Here is a 20,023-nt window from a genome sequence, read left to right as displayed (position 1 = left end):
GTGAATAGAGTTTTATTTAAGTAATTAAAAGCTGCGCTTTTCACGTGAGCAAGCTCGACGTCTACCGCCAAAGTGTCGATATGAGTTTTACTTTGTAGACGCGAAGCTTGCTTGCGTGACGGGCAAAGCCCGTAAAAGTGACTTACTCACAAAGAGGTTATGAGGCGCTGCGCTTTTAGAGGAAGTAATAGATCTAAAAAAGATTGTTTTTTATGTCTTCTCATTTACTCCTCATTCGCTTCTCTTTGTGAATAGTGTTTTATTTAAGCAATTAAAAGCTGTGCTTTTCACGTGAGCAAGCTCACCATCCACCGTTAAAGTGTAGATATCAGTTTTACTTTGTAGACGCGAAGCTTGCTTGCGTGACGGGCAAAGCCCGTAAAGTAATTTATTCACAAAGAGGTTATGAGGCGCTGCGCTTTTAGAGGAAGTGATAGATCTAAAAAGATTGTTGTTGGTCTTTATGTTTTCTCATTTACTCCTCATGCTTTTCTCTTTGTGAATAGTGTTTTATTTAAGTAATTAAAAGCTACGCTTTTCACGTGAGCAAGCTCAACGTCTACACCGAATTACATGCTTTGTGCGTAGTTATACAGCGCCTTTAAAATTGTAAGATTTTTTTCGCTGTCGTCATGCTCATGCGCTAGGTTCTCAAGGGTGATCATAAAATCTTGCGCATTAATCGATGGTTGATCTTCCCCGTGCATTAACTTGTTTTGGCAATACTGGCGCCATTGGTCAAGCTCTTGCTGGTTTAGCGTTTCAGGCCAGTTACGGGCGCGGTATCTAAACAACAATGTATTAAACTTTTTATCTTCAAAGTCTAACTTCAATCCAGCCAATTCATCTGGTTTTGCATCACGAATAATCGCAAATTTAGCTTTATCAGCATGGCTTGTAAACCCATCGTAAAGTAAGTAGTCAACGTTAGTGGTTGCGCTGTAATCGCCTTGTTCGTTAAACACTTCCGTTACTTTATCGCGAAGGTCGGTATTGGCTTTTAAAATAGCTAAGTTAGCTAAGCACTGCTCGCGGTCAATGCCTAAACGGGCTGCGTTTTCAGGTAATAATGTTTTAGCTGGGGCTAAAATAGGGCACTTGTTTAAATGCACTAGTTTTAAGCCAACAGGTAAATCGTCCTCGGCTAAATCTACACGTTTGGTGTATAAGCGTTTGCGTAACTCTTCTACGTTTAAATCAATGAGTACTTGCGGGTTTTGGGTTAAATCAAAACAAATAACCGCGTTTTTATTAACCGGATGAAAGCTCATTGGTGCAACCCAGCTTGTACAGCCTTGTGTTGCAGGTATGCGCGACGTGGTATGCACTAGCGGCGTCATGTTAAATACATCAACCAATTCAGCAAGGGCTTTTTTATTACGCAAACCAAAAAAGAAGTTATACAGCTTTGGTTGTTTTTCTTTTATTAGTTTAGCCAGTGCAATAGTGGCGGTTACATCGCTTAGCGCATCGTGCGCTGCGGCGTGTTCAATACCATTAGCTACGGTTAAATGCTCTAGCTTAAAGCTTGGGCTGCCGTCTTCTTTTAACGGCCATTCAATACCTTCAGGGCGCAGTGCGTAACACGCACGTACTAAATCAATAATATCCCAGCGGCTATTGTTATTTTTGTATTCACGCTCGTATGGGTCATAAAAGTTACGGTAAAAGCTATAACGGCTTACTTCGTCATCAAATCGAATACTGTTATAACCGGCAACACAGGTGTTTGGTACACTAAATTCGGCATGAATTTTTGCTATAAACTCAGCCTCAATCAGGCCTTTTTTCATCGCCACTTGTGGTGTAATACCCGTAATTAAACACGCCTCAGGGTGAGGTAAGTAATCCGCTTGCGGCTTACAATATTCAATAAGTGGCTCGCCAATAATATTTAAATCAAGATCGGTACGAATACCCGCAAACTGGCTCGGCTTATCCTTTTGAGGGCTCGCTCCCCAAGTCTCGTAGTCGTGCCAATAGATTGTTGCTTGATTTTGCTCTTGATATGCCATGCTGAAAACCCTGAGTAGTTAACTTTAAAGCGCCTAAATACGCGCCAAGTTACTAAAATAATGAATTATTTAGATTATGGCATATGGGCGAGGGAGTTTATAGGTTTGGGTGAGGATTTAAAAGAAAGAGAAATATTGTGTTTAACGGCATTAGTATTTATTACAAGACTAATTTAACAACCAGAATGAATTTTATTAAATATATATTGCTTTATTCTTCGTAATTAAATTACTTTGATATTATTTAAGGACATAGAGGTTTAAAATGGATCTAATATTTAGGAAATTAAAAGAGGTGAGTTCCTTCATCTCAGAGCAGTTGAATAGAGATTTTTTAAACTTGAAGAAAATCATCAAAAATCATTACTTGCTAGTAACTAGTATCGGAGGATTAATTTTTACGCTTATATGCTATTCATATACGGTTATATTTTATAGAGGCTTTGGTATTAATATATTTGAATTCTCCGATATAACGGAGATTTATAGGTTAAGTGCAAATGGAGATATTACTACTGTTTTAATTGCTACATTTTTTTTGCTTATACAATGCTACTTTGCATTTTTAATGTTTCACAATAAGAAAATTAATTATTTTGGTATAGCTATCTCTATGATGCTTTTTATCATTTATATGTTACCGATCATTAAAGTTATTGACTTGCATGAGCAAAGAAAGAACTTCGCTAGATATGATATAAAAAATAAGTGGTCAACTGACTTAAAGTGCGTGTCAATATTATCATCTACAGATAAATTTATGCTTCTATGGGAGCATACAGACGATAAATTTTTAGCCGTAAATATAAATAATGTGATGACGGTGAAAAAACGATTAGCATCGAAACCTGAATTTTCTTATAAATCCGACATAGCAAAGCCATCCCTGAATAACAACGTAAAATCATTGCTGACAGAAAAAAGCATACTTGAACAAAAACTTTGGAGTAGTAATTTAAAGAACAAATGTAATCTTGACTTAGATCCATTCCAAGTTAATTAATAAGCGGGCATTAGACTAAAGTCTATAAGTTAATTTTCTTCACTTATTAGGTTTGTTTTAATCGTTTGTAGGTTTTGTGTTAATTCTCTAAAGTTCAATTGTCGGCAACAAGTACGACTTAACCAACAGGACTACGACCATGAAACTTACTCTTATCAAAACTATCGCTCTTAGCTCACTACTTACATGTTCAGCTGCTGCAATGGCTGATCAAAGTGATTACAAATTAATGGTTATTGAAACTGCAACAGCGCCACAGCCACTTGAGCAATCATTTAATAGCTGCGCACTGAATGTTAAGTCAAAAAATTACGCTGAAGCTGAAGCAATTTGTACTAAAGCAATCGCACTTTTAAAAGACGCAGATGGCCCTAAATTTAAAGTACGCCAACTTACATCGTTTGCATTAAGCAACCGTGGTGTTGCACGTTTAAAAGCGAATAACGACACTGCTGGCCTTGCTGATTTATACGAAGCAAACCAAATGTCTAAAAGTGCAATGGTATCGCATAACTTAACTCGCGCTAAAGAAGACTTATCTTTGATAAGCGCTTTATAAAATACTTAAAAAAGTATGATATAAAATAGCGAGAGTAAAAAAGCCCATGTTAGGTTAATTCCTAACATGGGCTTTTTTGTTTTATTTTACGCGTGAGTTAATACTTTAAATACGTTAATTGAGTAGGGTGTGTATTTATAATTAATATTTTGGGTATGCTTGTTTAGGCTACACGAATATAATACGAGATAACCGTATAAAAAATAATAACCCTTCTGCTTTGCTTGTTTTGAGCAAGGCATCATTAAATAAATATTGAGATTTAAACCATGGCACCAGGAACCAGCCTAAGCGTACTTGAAATAAGTGCGATATTTTTATCAATTACCGCGTTACTCACCTATGTAAACCATCGCTTTATTGGCTTGCCAACAACCATTGGCGTTATGGTTATTTCGATGCTTTTGTCTATCGGCGCTATATTTTTGGGCTTTTTAGGGTTTGATGACCTTATAGATTACGAAGTGAGCTTGCTCGATCAGTTAGATTTTACTGAAGTTTTGCTTGATGGCATGCTCTCTATGCTACTTTTTGCTGGGGCGCTGCATGTAAATGTTAGCGATTTAAGGCGCTATAAATTACCAATAGGTATTTTGGCCTGCGTTGGTACGTTGCTATCAACGGTTATTATTGCTGGTGCACTTTATTTAGTTCTTCCTTTGCTTGGTTTTGATTTAGCGTTTATTTGGTGTTTACTGTTTGGCGCATTAATTTCGCCAACCGATCCGATTGCGGTAATGGGTATTTTACAATCTGCGGGTGCGCCTAAAAGTATTGAAACCGTGATTGCCGGTGAATCGTTGTTTAACGATGGTATAGGCGTGGTTATTTTTGTGCTTTTATTGGGTGTTTTATCAAGTGGTGATATTCCTACAACCTATTATGTAGCGCACACGCTGGCGGTTGAAGCCGGTGGCGGTATTGTTTTTGGTTTGGTATTAGGTGGTATTTTATATTACTTACTTAAAAGTATTGATAGTTATCAAGAAGAAGTACTACTAACTCTAGCGGGCGTTATTGGTGGTTATGCACTTGCTAGCCATTGGCATTTGTCGGGCCCACTTGCAATGGTAATGATGGGGTTAATGGTGGGTAATCATGGTCGTAGTATGGCTATGAGCGACAAAACACGCCATTACGTTGATTTGTTTTGGGAGCTGATTGACGAAATTTTAAATGCCATTTTATTTGTACTCATAGGGCTTGAAGTCGTCATGATTGCATTTTCGAGTAATTTGTTTATTGCTGGTGGCTTAACTATTTTAATAGCATTACTCGCACGTTTAATCGTTGTGGGTATAACAACCACTACATTTAATAAGCAATTAGAGTTGCCATCTGGCGCATGGAAAGTTTTAACCTGGGGTGGCTTGCGTGGTGGTATTTCGGTTGCATTGGTATTGCAGTTACCTGATGGGAACGAGCGGGATATTTTATTGGCTCTTACTTATGCGGTTGTGGTGTTTTCTATTTTAATTCAGGGTTTGAGTATTGGTAAAGTAGCCAAAACTATCCGTTAGAAATAAATTGGTTAGACTAAACCTGTTAAATGTAATTTTTTAAAAAGCGTGTGAAATAGCTGTATTTCACACGCTTTTTATTTTTCTTATAAAACAAAAGGGCAATTAAAACGTAAAGCTGAGCTGCACACCGCTGTAAATATGTTCTTGTGCTTCCCAGTAGTCGCCATCTATTTGGCGCGCACGGGTAAATACTTCTATTTTAAATGGCTTAAAGTGATAACCCGCACCTATACCTGCGTAACCGTCTATGTCGTTGTTCGATTTTTCTATTTGGTAGGTGTTATCGCCTCTATCGTTTTTAAAGGCAAGTTCGAACAGATCTAAGCCAAGCTCGGCGTATATAAAAAAGTCATTAAAATAACCAAGCTTCATTCCGTTGTCCCACGTTATAAATTCTTCTTGCTCGCCTTGTTTATTATCGATTACTGCCGCGCCAATTGCGCTGGTAAAAACAACACCAAAGTTACTGTAATTTTGCTTAACCATCATTTCTACACCTGCAGATGTAATGCTGCTATCACCATTAAATTCTGATTTTATAAACATACCGGTGTTAGGCATGTTGTTACCGAGCAAAAGCCTTGCGTTAGCATTTTGGCTAAATGATAAAAGCGTGCTTAATAAAACAAAAAGAGGAAGTGTGTGTTTCAAAAAAGTTAACCCATTAATGATGAAAAGTTACCAGAGCTACAATTATAAATACATAACTTAGTATTGCATGTAATTAAATGTATAAATTTGTTTGATTGTTACTCAGCTATGCAAAAACAAGGTGCTTAAAATAAAACCGACTAAATAAAAGCATAAATAATTATATGTATTTTAAAATGCAAAGTAGCGATTTTAGGCACGGAAGATGGTGCGTAAGTTATTTAAATATATAGAAAAAGTTTAAACGTATTAGACTAAGGTCTATAGGTTAATTTTTCTCACTTATTAGGTTTGTTTTAATCGTTTGTCGGGGTTGTGGTAATTCACTAAAGTTCAGTTGTCGGCAACAAGCACGGCTTAACTAATCAGGAATATGACCATGAAAACACTTATCAAAACTATCGCTCTTAGCTCACTATTAACATGTTCAGCTGCTGCAGTAGCTGATGCAAGTGATTACAAATTAATGGTTATTGAAACTGCAACAGCGCCACAGCCACTTGAGCAATCATTTAATAGCTGCGCACTGAATGTTAAGTCAAAAAATTACGCTGAGGCGGAAGCAATTTGTACTAAAGCAATCGCGCTTTTAAAAGACGCAGATGGCCCTAAATTTAAAGTACGCCAACTTACGTCATTCGCATTAAGCAACCGTGGTGTTGCACGTTTAAAAGCGCATAACGACACTGCTGCACTTGCTGATTTATATGAAGCATCAAAATTGTCTAACAGCTCAATGGTATCGCACAACTTAACTCGCGCTAAAGAAGAGTTATCGTTATAAAAAACCTTTATAACGCGTTTTATAAAGTGCTTACTACAGCATGATATAAAATAGCGAGAGTAAAAAAGCCGATGTTGGGTTAAACCCCAACATCGGCTTTTTCGTGTTTATTAACTTTGTATAGTGTTATACCAATCCGCAATAATACTTAATCATTTTGCGGGGCTAAACGTGTCGCTACCTGCGTTAAAAAATTCTCATTTAGAACAACCAAATAGCGAATTTTTTGCCTAGCTATCAACACGTTTTTCCATCCTCAAAATAGATCACTTAATTAAGCGAATTGGTATTATTAAAAAATAAAAAAATGTATTTTGCTATTTATTGTTTAGTGATTTGCGTGGTTTTTAACTAATTGTAATTACTAAGTATTTTTATAGGTGTTAGACTAAAGTCTATAGGTTAGATTTATTCACTTATTAGGTTTTTTTTTATCGTTTGTGGTAATTGAGCTAACACTCTAAAGTTTAGTTGTCGGCAACAAGTACGACTAACAAATACCAATTTTATTAAAACATGATTATTTTAGCGAATTAAATAACTCACTAACGGCGTTAAAAAATTACTTATATAGAACGACTATATTTCATAATTTTTGCCTTGTTATTAAGCTATTTACTTGACGCTAAAAAAGATCACTAGTTTAAACAATTGCCATAACAGGAATATAATCATGAAATTTACACTTTTAAAAACCATCGCTCTTGGCTCATTATTAACTTGCTCAGCTGCTGCAATGGCTAAACAAGGTGACTATAAATTAATGGTTATTGAAGACTCTGTAACTGCAGCACCCGCATTTGAAAAATCATTTAATAGCTGTGCTTTAAATGTTGAATCAAGAAACTACGAAGAAGCAGAAGCTATTTGTACACAAGCAATTGCATTACTTAAGCAAAGCCATGGTCCGCGTTTAAAAGTACGTGAACTTACATCGTTTGCATTAAGTAACCGTGGTGTAGCGCGTATTAAGGCTCAAAAAGACACTGCTGGTATTTCTGATTTATATGAAGCGGTTCAAATTTCTAAAAACTCACTTGTAACACATAACTTAACTCGCGCTAAAAAAGAGTTATCTTTATAAGAATGCTTGCATAAAGCGCTTATAATTTAGCGAGAGTATAAAAGCCCATATTAGGTAGCACCTAATATGGGCTTTTTTTGTATGTTTGAATAACCGTAGTTACCTATTAAATACACTCTTTTTAATAAAGCAGCTTTACTGAATAATAGTGCTTTTAAGAGTGATTTTTAAAACTTTGTTTTACTAATTTATAGTAGTAAGTACTTGTTACCTAAAACATAGATCTATAAATATAAAAGTATAGGTAAAAACATTATTTTTTGACGTGACTTAACTATTCAGTAAAACGGGATTATTTTATTTAAGTTATTGTTTTTAATTGACAATAAAGCCTAATATCTTTGACTTTAGTCTGTTTTTATTTAAAAATCGAAATGATATATATTTTATAGTATTAACGACACGTGAATGCTAATCACTGTTTTGTGATAAATAGCTAGATATTACCTTTGTTTTAATTTTTAGTCCCACCTCCACATTACTAATAATTAAACACGGAATAGAGTAGTTATTAACTTGCGCAATAAAAATAAAAAGCGCAAATAAAGGGATTTAAAAATGCAATTCAAACTAAAAAAAATAGCTGCCTTGTTATTCGGGGTGGGTATTAGCCTTTCTGTATTTGCCGAAGATATAGAGCTATACGTAAACCATAATGTTAAAACCGATGAAAACCCTCGTGTACTTATTGTGTTTGATACTTCAGGAAGTATGAAGACTAAGTTGCCTAATGGGGGACCTAGAAAAATCGATGCTGGTATAAGCGCTATGACCCAATTAGTAAATGATAACAGCTCGATTGATTTTGGTTTAATGCGTTTTAATGGCAATGATGGTGGTTATGTTATGGCTGGCCTAGGCTCCTCACATGATAAAATATTGGGTCAAATAAAAAAGCTGCCAGCTAGCGGGAATACACCTATCACTGAGACCTTATGGGAAGCTTACCTATATATGACGGGGCAGACGGTTTGGTATGGGCAAAATACGGACAAACGCGATACTACGATTGAGAGAGAGCAAAGTGGTAGTGATATACCTCGTTATGTTTCTCCTTTTCAACAGGCTGTTGGTGCAGATGAGCGTTGTGATAACTCAATTAGCTTAATATTAATGACTGATGGTGATCCGACACAAGATATTACCCGAAATGATGATATAAGAGCTTTATACAAATCTACTTTTGGTTCATATCCTAGTACTACAAGTAATAGTTATTTAGCCGCTTTAGCTCAGATAATACATGGCACAAGAGATGTTGAAGTTGACTTGTACGAGACCACGCCAGAGGTTGCTGATACCGGACGCGTTTTTACTATCGGTTTTGGTAGTGGCATGAGTACAAATGGTAAAAAGCTATTAGAAAAAACCGCTTTATTGGGAGGAGGCGAGTACTTACATGCAGATACATCGACTGAACTTTCTGAAGCGCTTAATAATACAATATCGAAAATACGCGAAGTTAACGATAGTTTTTCATCTCCTACGGTAGCAAGTAATAATGTTGACCAAACACGTAGCCGAGAGTCAATTTACTTTGCGATGTTTTACCCTGAAACAGGCGCACGTTGGAGCGGAAATTTAAAAAAGCTTAAAGTGTCTGGTGCAAATATAGTCGATTCAACTGATAAAATAGCTCTTGATGAAAATGGGTTAATTGATGAGAAAGCGCGAACTTTTTGGCTGCCAACTAATAAGCCTGCAGATGGGAATTTAGTAGCTCAGGGTGGCGTAAATTTACTTTTATCAACTTTAGACCCTGATAGCCGTAAAATTTACATAGATAAAACGGGCAGTATTATTGATTTTACTTTTGATAAAGTACAAACCATTTTAAATTTAGCGACAAGTACAGTTACCGATCTTGCCCCTGATTTGATTCCTAATATCGGGTTAACTTTACAGGAGAGTGATATTAACTGGGCACGAGGGGTTGATGTTGATAATGAAGATGGTGATGACTCATCAGTAGATCAGAGAATCAATATTTTTGGCGACCCTTTGCATTCAAAACCGGTATCTATAGATTACGGCGATGGAAGTATTCATATACTTGTTGGTACCAATGCCGGCTTTTTACATATGTTCGAAGACAAAGGCGATACTGTTGAAGAAAAGTGGGCTTTTACACCTGCTGCCTTATTAAAAAACATTCCGGCTTTGCGAAGTAATCTTGCAAATACAAAAGTGTATGGCATGGATGGCCCTATAAGTGTGTTCTTTAATAATAAAAGTTTAAACACTGATGGTTTAAATGATGGCGTTGTTAAAGCAAGTGAGGGCGATGAAGTTTGGGCATTTACAGGCATGCGCAGAGGCGGTAAAAATTACTATGCGCTGGACATAAGTGACCCCAAAAAACCTAAAAAATTATGGAATAAGCCAATTGTTGGTGGCTCAGAAGAGTTTAAATATTTAGCACAAACATGGTCTAAGCCCCAAATTGCGTATATTAAAGCGTTTGGTGAGGATCCATTGCTGATATTTGGCGCAGGCTACGATACAAACAAAGATAATGCGATTAGAACAACAGATGAAACCGGGCTAGGTATTTACATTGTTAATGCTAAAACTGGCGAAAAGCTATGGGCGCTGACTCCAGATGAACATGGTTTTACCGGAGAGCACAGTATTGCAGCGGATGTAACTACGCTTGACTCAGATTACGACGGGTATATTGACCGAATTTATGCAACCGATACTGGCGGTAATATTTGGCGTGTAGATATTCCTAGTGACGATGAAAGTGATATAACTCATTTTAAGCTTGCGGAGCTTGGCAGTACATTAGCGTCGCAAGACAGACGTTTTTTTTACAAACCATTAGTTGCTAGAACGCTGTTTAGTAAAGTTACTAAAACCAATTATGATGGTGAAATGATCACGACTCGTTTAGACACCCCGTACGACGCAATTGTGATAGGCAGCGGAAATCGCTCAAACCCACTTGCTACTAATGAGCAAGATCAGCTGTATATGATCCGTGATGAAAACACCCTAACAAAAATATTTACTGAATTTCCAGCCCCAATAGTGCCAGATGATTTAATGAAAATGAATGAAGACCCATTTGGTAACGCACTTGATGACGTTGATAAATTTGTTAACCTTGAAGTTAAGTTAGCCGAATTTAAAGGATGGCGATATGAATTAGGGACGGGCGAAAAGTCCCTTGCTGCAGCAACAGTCGTTGGTGGGGTTGCTTACTTTACTTCCTTTACGCCTGCATCTTCATCATCAACTCAAAACCAATGTTCGTTAACGGGTGGCGGTGGTTCGCTTTATGCCTTTCATTTGCATTATGGAACGAAGGTTTATGACGATGTGAAATTTGCAACAAGTAATGATGTACCAGATACACCGAAACTATTTTTTGGGGAAGGCCCGTCGTGTGCAGATAATGATGCGGATGGTAAGTGCGATTGGGATGATGCAACGGATGTAACGCAAGTTAGTCAGTTTTATTTAATAGGCCCTGGGGTTAAAGGTTCTGATAAGCCGATAAAAGCTATTGAAATACTTGGGCCAAATTTAAATGTTGAAGGTGGAAAAGTTAAGCTAGTAAATGGCGCCGAACCAATTGGTTTTGGCTTTAAAACCCAACAAACATATATTTATAAACGCGAAGAAAACGATAGTCAGGCACATTAAAAACACGATGTTATAGACATAAGCCACCTTAATTAGGTGGCTTTTTAATTTTAAGAGCGAATCAAAAATGCTGATGGTTTGCTTATATAATTGTTTTATAGTTATCGAAGCGCTCTAAATCAACCCATGTATGATACACATTCGTTTACAAAATACTGCCTATCACTCAAGCCCTTTATTTTAGGTACCTGTAGTCCATATTAGTCAACAATAGCTGGTCTTAGTTATATTTAATTAACAAATGTAAGAGCAAAATTTAACATGACGTGTCACCATATAGGTACAGGGCATGTTAACTTGTTGCCATCCCCCCATAAATATTCAATAAATTTCTGTTGTTTAAATTTACTTGTTATTTATTAAAGTAACCAATTCAATTTATAACAATATGATTTTTAATAATAATTAAAGTGCAAAAAAGGAAGTCTTTGTATGTTTTTTAAAAAAAGTCAGTTAGCTATTTCATTAGCGTTTACGCTAGGCCTTGTTGGATGTGGCGGCGGTGGCGATGATAAAGTGGTCGTTGTAGAGCCAGTTGTAGCTAAGCCTGACCCTATAAAAGTAGACCCCGTAGAAGTTAACACTATCTCTCTTACTGGAAAGGTTATTGATGGCTATGTATCTGGTGCAATAGTATGGCTAGATATTGATGGCGATGGTACTTTTGATGAGCAAACAGAACCTTCTGTAGTCTCTGAAGAATCGGGTAATTATAGTTTTAATTTTACAGAAGAGCAGGCGCTGTGTGTGCCGTATTCAACTATGTATGTTGATGTACCGGTTGGTGCAATTGACGAGGACTTAGGAGAGGTAACACAAGCGTATCAAATGTCATTTCCGCCCTCAATTGAGGCTTTGACTGATGAAGATATTCGAAATATATCCCCTTTAACAACCGTTATTTGGGAGCAGTTGAGCCTTCAATTACAAAAAAGTGGTAACAATAATTTAAGTTGTGATGCACTTAAAGAAAATACTGAGCTACTTGCAAACCTTCAAAGCGAAATAACAAATGTTATGCAAAACTTGGTTGCGCATTATAATTTGTCGACAGAGCAAATTTACTCAGATTTTATCGCTACTAACGACAGCGACGCTTACGACAGAGCACAAGCAATTGTTAAGGGACTAAAAGCGGCCTATAAATTCAAGCAAGAGCTAGATGCTCAGTATCCTGATGCAGAAGAAGTAAGAGCAGTGATTTACCAGGACACAGCAAAAGATGCAGAGTATGGATTTGAAAATGCATGGTACCGCGATAAAGTTATTTTTGCAGGCGCTGAACTTATTTATGAGCAAGTAAAGCTTCAAAATACAGACGAACTCGACAAAATTGACGTTATTTTGTCTCGATTGGATTCAACAGATACGCCTTGGGGCGAAGAATCGTTAAATGGAAAATTAACAGTTAGAGACGATGTTTACATTAACGCCGATCGTACTTACCGATGCTCTAGCATTGAGAACGTTAGTTTTGAGCAAAGCAATGTGCTTTATGGCGTTGATAATACAAGCCCATCGGTTAACTTCCCAACAGCAGATGAATGCGTTAGTGCTAATTTAGATACACCGTTCGAGCGAGGTTTTAGCATTAGCTATACTGAGTCGGGATCGTTTTACCAAACTGACTTTGCCTTTAGAGAGGAAAATGCTGACTTTCAAACATTATCTAATTGGGTAAATGTTAAAGACAAAGCTGCTGATTTAAAAACTCAAGATTTAGTTACTGTACTCGCTGCTATGCCTTATAAGTTTGATGACGAAACATCTATTGATGCTAGCTTTTGGCGTAAATATAAAACCACAGATAATGTACGTATTACAAAAACGATTGAAGGGAAATGGTTTAGAGATACCCGCCGAGAAGATGGAACAATGCTGCATGAGTGCGGTGAAAATGGTGTTGACTGGGTGCAATGCGAATAATTTAAAAAGCACTTCAATAAATATTAGCTTAATGCCAGTCAGTTAATAACTGACTGGCATTTTTTTGTTTGAAAAAGCTTACTTTTATGTGCGGTTATAACTATATACCTGATGAACACTATTTTTAATCTGTTTTTCACTTGGGTTTACTGTAAAATTACTGGGTTAACATTTGTTAAGTAATACTTACAATTGTTATTGCTCATTAAGTATTTAAACTAATTTAAGTAGAGCTTATGATTTTTTATATTATAGGGTTAAGTTTACTTGTTATTATTTTATGCGTTGCGCTTTATGTAATTTACAGCAATGTACATAAAAGTCGGGTAAGAAAATCCAAGGAATACAACGTACTGTTTGATAAAGACACGATAGTGGATGATTTAATCACTCAACTAACAGAAAAAAATCAAACACAAGAAAACCAAGATAAAACAGCTAAAGGTAAAGAAGAAATCCTTGCAACATTTGTTGAGTTACATCGCTCTGGTAGCTTTTGCGCACATTTGAGTGAACAGGAAATTATTTACTTTGTTAAAAAGAAATTAAACATGGAGAGTAGTAAAAATGGATAGCGAAAAAGCAGTCCCAGCAGTAAAAAGTGGCTCATTTATGAGTCGATTTGGTCGTCGTAATGTAATTGTTGTTTCATCAATTGTTGTTGTATTAGCGGTAATTGCAACGCTGACATCGCAAGTTGTTTCATGGAATGAAGCTGATGAGCGTTTAGTCCATCAATCGGCTTTTACAGGTAACTTAACCGTAATAAATCAAGCCGGCCCTTATTTAAAAGCGTTTGGTACTACATCGGCTTATAAAAAAGTAATTTCGATTAATTTTACGGGCGATGCCGGTGCAACAGCAAGCGCAATTGTACCGCTAATACCCATTCGATTTTTAGATACGACAACGGGTGGCGCACGCGGTGTTTCTCGTTTTAGATTGCCAGGCAATGTACCAGCAGCAGAGTCGGGTGCTCTACGTGGTTTACTTAAAATACACGAAGAGTTTGGTTCACAAGAAACATTAATATCTAATTTATTAATGCGTGCAACCACTGAAAATGTAAAAGCGTCGGCGCGTATGATGTCGGTAGAGCAGCATTACTCTGGTGGTAATGGTCAATTAAGCCAAGATTTTGCTGATCAATTAACAAACGGTATTTTTGTTACTGAACAAATTATTAGTACGGGTGAGCGCGATAAATCTGACGATTTAGGTAATTTAAGTAAACAGCAGCGCGTCACTATTAATATTAAAATGGATGATGAGGGTAATACACTGCGTAACGCACCTATTTTAGGCGCTTACGGTATTACAGTAGTTGATGCCAGCATTATTGATATTGACTACGAAAGCAAAGTAAATGCTCGTCTTGAAGCCCAAAAGCAAGCTGCTGCTGATGAAGCGCTAGCGCGTCAAAACCTTAAAAAAGCTGAGCAACAAGCACGTACCGAAGTGGCTTTAGGTGAACAAGCAATTGCTAAGCAACGTGCTGAATCTGAAAAGCTAAAAATTAAAGAGCAAATTGATGCTGAGCGAATTAAGGCAAATGCTATTATTTCTGCGCAGCAACGAGTGGCTGTAAAAGCGGAGCTTGCAAAAGAGCAAGAAGAGATTTTAAAGCAACAACGCTTAGAAGCATTAGGTATGGACGTTTTAGCTGAAGCTCGTTTAAGAGCTAAGTCTGCGGCACTTGATCCAAAGTATGTATTTGATGAAACGTTAAAAGCAGAAGTTAAAATTCAAACTGCTTTATTTACAAGCTTAGGTAATAGCCGTTTAGTGCCTGAAATTGTAATAGGCGCAGGCCAAGGCGAGCAAAGCAATGGCTCTGAATTTATGCGTTTATTAGCCGCTGACGCTGCATTAAGCCTTAAGAAACGTTTAGAAAAAGATAAAAAATAAATAATTACTAAATATATAAACAATATTGAGGCTTAGCCTTTAAATATTATATAAACAATAAAAACGCTGGCCAATAAGCATTGGTCAGCGTTTTTTATTGTGCGTATTTTGCTATTGTACTGTTTAGGTAAGCTTTGTGGCTTATTAAACATGTATTTAGGTAATAAAAGGTAAATAGTGAGCAGTTATGGATTCGAACAGTAATCAGTTTATTTTAGATTTAGGGCAAGAGCATATTACTATTCAGCGTCGATATGAAGCGCTGGGAGCGTTTAACGATTTTTTAATTGCAGTGTGGTTTTTAATTGGCAGTTTTTTCTTTTTAAATGATGCATTAGTGCAAAGTGGCACATGGTTGTTTATAGCGGGCAGTGCTCAATTACTTATAAAACCTGTTTTGAAATTGATCAGCTTAGTGCATGTTAGTCGGGTATTTCATTCAAATAAAACTCCATAAATAAAACATAAATACGACTCATGATGAGTTCAGTTATTATGGCTAATAATTTACCGGTATAAGTTATTTAAATATCAAGGATTGAAAAGTGAAAGTACTTAAGTGGATTGCAATTGGAATAGCTACTTTATTAATTATAGGCTTACTAATTCCCGAAAAAATAATGATTCCGGTACAAGGTGCTACAAGTAAAGATTGGAACCATAATACATTTTGGTATGAACCTTGGGGTAGGTCGGGTGTGCACAAAGGGATTGATATTTTTGGCAAAAAAAATACTCCCGTAGTTGCCTCAACAAGCGGTGTTGTTATATTTGCAGGTGAGTTAACTCGCGGTGGTAAAGTGGTTGCGGTGCTTGGGCCTAAATGGCGCGTGCATTATTTTGCACATTTAAATGACTACTCGGTAAGTACAGGTGATGTGGTAAGCATAAACAGTCAAATTGGCTTACTGGGCGATACCGGAAATGCCGCAGGAAAACAGCCTCATGTGCATTATTCTATTTTATCGTTAGTGCCTATGCCGTGGCTTTTTACAACGCAAAACCAAGGGTGGAAAAAGATGTTTTTTTTAAGCCCACATAAAAAACTCACTGCTAAATAATAATTTTAGCTGTTAAATCAAGATGTTTAACAGCTAAAATCCGTTAATAAACAAGCGTGTATTTAAGCTAAAAATTAGCCTGCAACTGGGGTTTTACCCGCGCGAATATTTTTAATGCTTTTAATAAACATATAAATACAGGTCGTGATTAAACAGCCTGCTAAATAAAACACAATACCGTTGGGTGCATCAGATAAATTTGCAGCGAGCATAGGGCCAAATACCGAACCAATACTGTAACTCAAAAGCATTACCTCAGTTGCCGATACTATTTTTGCCATTGGCAATGAGTCGCACGCAAGTGTTATAGCAATCGGGTAAAGTGCAAAGCTGCATGCGCCTAGTATTAAGTAGCTTACTATTAATCCTGCTAAAGTGTTTGCTTGTAATATACCCACAGCACCGGCTGCGCCTACTAAACAAAACATACCCATCAATAAGCTTTTTTCAAGCCGAGTAGATAAGTAACTCACAAGCGGCTGCACGACCATGCCGCCTAAAATAATAACCGCCATAAGTGTCCCTGTGTACTGAGCTTGATCAGCCTGCGCTGAAATATAAACCGGCATTAAGCCGTAAATAGGGCCGAGTAATAAGCCCGATGCTAAGCATCCGAGCATTGCAGGGTGGCTTAGTGTTTTTATTTCTTTTAGTGGTAGTTTTTCAAGGTGCTGTTTTTCGGGCTGACCTTTGGTTATTAATAAAGGGGCTAAAATAGCTAAAAATAATAGCGAGGCTACAAATAAATAAGGCGTTGAACCTTCGGTGCCAAGCGGCCCTATAGCAAGCTGGCCTACGGCGCTGCCCCCATAAAGTGAGGTCATGTATAAGCCCAAACGTTTAGCACGCGACTTTGCTGTGTTGGTCATTAATAACCAAGACTCAACAACGACAAACACACCGGCAACAGCAAAACCTGCTACAAATCGTGCAATTAACCAGTTAACGGTATTTGGCAGTGCAAGTTGTGCAAGCACGCTTGCTATTAATAGGCTTAAAAATAATATAAATGCGAAGCGATGACCAATTTTTACCACAATGCGCTCTATTGTGGTTGCGCCAATAAGTAAGCCAAAGTAAAAAATGCTCGCAAGCCAAGGCGCTAGGTTTTCATCGAGTTTAAATGCGGGTAACGACAGCGGAATAAGGCTCATTAAAAAGCCGGATGCGATAGCAAAAAATGACAGCCCGATAACGGGTGCTAAAGGGTTATTAGAGGTGCTTGTGGCGGCTGATTCGGCCATTTGTGTTTATCGACTCTTGAAGGTAAATAACCACTGTTTTAAAGTTTGAGAGGTTACTTTAATAATAAAATTTGCGCGAATTTAGAGCCAAATTAAAAATAAGTAAAGTGATATTTTATTAAACAATATAAATAAACTTTAAAACGATCGTTTTGGTAAATTATCGGATCTATTATGCTTTTTATTGTAGTGTTTTTATGTAGATATTGTTTTATATTTGTGAGCATTTATTAGGGCGTGTTGATCTTTGTGGATTGAAATTTGTTCAATCTAGGGGCGATTTAATCGCGGCGCGAGGTTTGTAACCTAGCGGGCTAAGTAAAAACCGAGCAACAAAGAGTTAATCGTCCCTAGAAAGAACCCAAAGGGCAGCGCATGTTTGGCATTTATGCTGCGTTATCGCCTATTTATGGGGAATAACCACACTACATAGGCTCTGCCTTGCTTAAATACCAGACAGTCTGCTGCAAAATCAATCACGAAAGGTCAACACGCCCTAATGTTAAACCCTATGTAAAATAGGGTTTAACCGTTTTTTAAAGTGATAAAATTAGCACTTATTTGTTTATTGCATTACTAGTGCAAGGTGGTGATATAAACCAATACCAACAATCACATTAAACGGAAAAGTTACACCGAGAGAGCTCAGCATAGCAAGACCAATATCGGCTTTAGGAATTGCCGCTTTTATTGCAGCGGGCGCGGCTATGTAAGAGGCGCTGGCTACTAAACTTCCCAATATAACTACCGAGCCTAATTCTAAATTTAAAAGTGTGCCTACTGCTGTGCCAATCGTGCCTAAAAATAGCGGGGTCACAATAGCAAATACCGCTAGTTTCCAATGTTTCCAGGGGATAGGGCGAAGAGTTTGCGCGGCTACTAAACCCATTTCTAGTAAAAATAATGCCAACACAACCTTAAAGCTACTTGTTAAAAGACTCGTTACTTGGCTACCTTGCACCGTGCCGTACATCATACCGATAACCACACCGCCAACGAGTAAAATCACACTTTTGTTCGTGAGAGTCTCGTGCCAAAGCGCTTTTAATGATAGCTCACTGCTTTGGCTGTTTTCTTTATCAAGCTTTCGGTAAAGCAATAAACCAACAATGATTGCAGGAAGTTCTAGCATCACTAAATACAAGGTGACTTCTGCGCCTACTACCAACTTAGCTGACTCGGCATAGGCGAGTGCAACAGCAAATGTACCTGCACTCACTGAGCCGTAATGCGCGGCAATACTGGCGCTATCAGCAACAGAGAGTTTAATCACGTATTTTAAAATAGGGTAAAGCATGAGGGGTATAAATGCACCAAGCAGCATTACCGACCCCATTTCGGGCAGTAGTTGCCAGCTTAAGTTACCGTGCAGTACCATCCCGCCTTTTAAGCCTATGGTTAACATGAGTAATAAACTTAATGTGTCGTAGGTGGCTTTTGGAATGGCTAAGTCCGAGCGTAAAATACCCGCTACTAATCCTAAAATAAAAAACATAACAACAATATCTGGCACTGGCTTTCCTTACTAGGTGGTAAATTAAGTGGCGCTATTGTAGATAAAATTTTGTATAGTAAATAATAAAATAAATGCGAGTTATGTATAGATAAATATCTATAGCTGATTTATTAAGTGCAGTTTGTTAGGTTTATGAGGTAGGTATGGATTTACGACATATATCGTTTAGGTTGCTTGAAGTATTTATGAGCGTGGTTAAAACGGGTTCTATAAGCGAAACCGCAAGGCGCTTACACTTAACGCAGCCAACGGTATCGCTACAAATAAAGCGATTACAAGAAGCGGTAGGCGAGCCGTTATTACTTATGCAACAGCAAAAGCTACACGTAACCGATGCCGGGCTTGAGCTATTTAAAACCTGCCAGCAGGTATTTGGTCATTTTGAAGACTACCAAGATTATTTAACCGAGCTTAATGGTGGAGCACGGGGTCGGTGTAAAATTGCCATGGTTAATACAGCGCAATATATTTTACCAAAATTACTTGGCCCCTATAGTAATTTACATCCCCACGTTGAACTTCCGCTTGAGATTGGTAACAGGGCAGAGGTGCTTGATAGGTTTGAGCGAGGAGAGGACGATATTTATGTATTTAGCCACCCGCCGTCGCTTGAACACGCACAAGCTGCGCGCTTTTTGCATAATCCACTTGAATTTATAGTGCCGTTAAACCACCCGCTAGCTCACGTAAAAGCCGTTAAATTAACTGATTTAATGCAGTATCGCTTTTTACTCCGAGAAAATGGCTCAGCGACCCGTATGTTATTTGAAAGCGAGTTACAAAGCCGAGGCTTAGTGCTGAGCGATAGCGTACAAATGGCGAGTAATGAAGCAATACGCGTTGCAGTTGCATCGGGGATGGGCATTGCGGTTTTATCACGCCATGTACTTGCAACAGACGATACAAGTTTTAAAATTTTAAACGTAACCGATACCCATTTAGCGAGTCATTGGTATTTTGTAATGCGAACAGATAGGCACATATCGCATGCTGCACGTAACTTTTTAAAGTTTGCGCAGCAGCACGTAGAGCAATATTTAGATACGCAGTGGGTGCGTAATGAGTTACATAACTTACACTTAGATTAATCTTAAATTT

Annotated in this window: 16 protein-coding genes; 12 read left to right on the top strand and 4 right to left on the bottom strand. The window is 37.6% G+C overall.

What is annotated here, in order from left to right; translation table 11 throughout:
• Positions 1-569: 569 nt before the first annotated feature.
• Positions 570-2,015: an exodeoxyribonuclease I gene (gene sbcB, locus I6F47_RS05055; RefSeq protein WP_197183454.1), complete on the bottom strand. Its 1,446-nt coding sequence runs from the start codon at positions 2,013-2,015 to the stop codon at positions 570-572.
• 265 nt (positions 2,016-2,280) lie between these two features.
• On the opposite strand from sbcB, the gene I6F47_RS05050 reads away from it, so the two are divergent.
• From I6F47_RS05050 to I6F47_RS05040, 3 genes are all read left to right on the top strand, one after another.
• Positions 2,281-3,018, top strand: a complete 738-nt coding sequence (locus I6F47_RS05050) for a hypothetical protein (protein ID WP_165734933.1) — start codon at positions 2,281-2,283, stop codon at positions 3,016-3,018.
• Positions 3,019-3,157: 139 nt separating this feature from the next.
• A complete protein-coding gene (locus tag I6F47_RS05045) occupies positions 3,158-3,577 on the top strand; it encodes a hypothetical protein (RefSeq protein WP_197183453.1) in 420 nt (139 codons plus the stop codon).
• Positions 3,578-3,846: 269 nt separating this feature from the next.
• Entirely contained in the window at positions 3,847-5,097 is a 1,251-nt protein-coding gene (locus I6F47_RS05040) for a cation:proton antiporter (protein ID WP_024590868.1), read from the top strand.
• A 105-nt stretch (positions 5,098-5,202) separates the two neighbouring features.
• Here the strand turns inward: I6F47_RS05040 and I6F47_RS05035 are convergent, their stop codons facing one another.
• Positions 5,203-5,751, bottom strand: coding sequence for a hypothetical protein (locus tag I6F47_RS05035; RefSeq protein WP_024600635.1), 549 nt, complete (start codon positions 5,749-5,751; stop codon positions 5,203-5,205).
• A 379-nt stretch (positions 5,752-6,130) separates the two neighbouring features.
• Here I6F47_RS05035 and I6F47_RS05030 point away from each other — a divergent pair, with 379 nt between their 5' ends.
• The 8 genes from I6F47_RS05030 (at position 6,131) to I6F47_RS04995 (ending at position 16,165) form a co-directional block, all read left to right on the top strand.
• Positions 6,131-6,535 (top strand): hypothetical protein, encoded by a 405-nt coding sequence (locus tag I6F47_RS05030; protein WP_197183452.1) that lies wholly within the window; start codon positions 6,131-6,133, stop codon positions 6,533-6,535.
• 673 nt (positions 6,536-7,208) lie between these two features.
• Entirely contained in the window at positions 7,209-7,619 is a 411-nt protein-coding gene (locus I6F47_RS05025; protein ID WP_024600637.1) for a hypothetical protein, read from the top strand.
• A gap of 558 nt (positions 7,620-8,177) precedes the next feature.
• Positions 8,178-11,270, top strand: a complete 3,093-nt coding sequence (locus I6F47_RS05020) for a pilus assembly protein (RefSeq protein ID WP_197183451.1) — start codon at positions 8,178-8,180, stop codon at positions 11,268-11,270.
• 432 nt (positions 11,271-11,702) lie between these two features.
• The gene (locus I6F47_RS05015) at positions 11,703-13,196 is read left to right on the top strand and encodes a hypothetical protein (RefSeq protein WP_197183450.1); all 1,494 of its coding nucleotides are present in this window, start codon (positions 11,703-11,705) and stop codon (positions 13,194-13,196) included.
• A gap of 236 nt (positions 13,197-13,432) precedes the next feature.
• On the top strand, positions 13,433-13,771 hold the full coding sequence (locus I6F47_RS05010; RefSeq protein ID WP_024600640.1) for a hypothetical protein: 339 nt from the start codon (positions 13,433-13,435) through the stop codon (positions 13,769-13,771).
• Positions 13,764-15,104, top strand: a complete 1,341-nt coding sequence (locus I6F47_RS05005) for an SPFH domain-containing protein (protein ID WP_197183449.1) — start codon at positions 13,764-13,766, stop codon at positions 15,102-15,104. Before I6F47_RS05010 ends, I6F47_RS05005 begins: the two co-directional genes overlap by 8 nt.
• Positions 15,105-15,291: 187 nt before the next feature.
• On the top strand, positions 15,292-15,561 hold the full coding sequence (locus I6F47_RS05000; protein WP_007583304.1) for a YrhK family protein: 270 nt from the start codon (positions 15,292-15,294) through the stop codon (positions 15,559-15,561).
• An 88-nt stretch (positions 15,562-15,649) separates the two neighbouring features.
• Positions 15,650-16,165, top strand: a complete 516-nt coding sequence (locus I6F47_RS04995; protein ID WP_197183448.1) for a M23 family metallopeptidase — start codon at positions 15,650-15,652, stop codon at positions 16,163-16,165.
• 74 nt (positions 16,166-16,239) lie between these two features.
• On the opposite strand, the gene I6F47_RS04990 is transcribed toward I6F47_RS04995, so the two are convergent.
• Both I6F47_RS04990 and I6F47_RS04985 read right to left on the bottom strand, forming a co-directional pair.
• On the bottom strand, positions 16,240-17,409 hold the full coding sequence (locus I6F47_RS04990; RefSeq protein WP_169060318.1) for an MFS transporter: 1,170 nt from the start codon (positions 17,407-17,409) through the stop codon (positions 16,240-16,242).
• A gap of 565 nt (positions 17,410-17,974) precedes the next feature.
• Positions 17,975-18,922 (bottom strand): sodium-dependent bicarbonate transport family permease, encoded by a 948-nt coding sequence (locus I6F47_RS04985; RefSeq protein ID WP_197183447.1) that lies wholly within the window; start codon positions 18,920-18,922, stop codon positions 17,975-17,977.
• 146 nt (positions 18,923-19,068) lie between these two features.
• Here I6F47_RS04985 and I6F47_RS04980 point away from each other — a divergent pair, with 146 nt between their 5' ends.
• Entirely contained in the window at positions 19,069-20,013 is a 945-nt protein-coding gene (locus I6F47_RS04980; RefSeq protein WP_165723004.1) for a LysR family transcriptional regulator, read from the top strand.
• Positions 20,014-20,023 lie beyond the last annotated feature (10 nt).

The organism is Pseudoalteromonas sp. NZS37, from assembly GCF_015864265.1.
Lineage (GTDB): Bacteria > Pseudomonadota > Gammaproteobacteria > Enterobacterales > Alteromonadaceae > Pseudoalteromonas > Pseudoalteromonas arctica.
The sequence above is the reverse complement of the archived record's forward strand: the minus strand, read 5'-3'. Positions and strand labels throughout refer to the sequence as shown.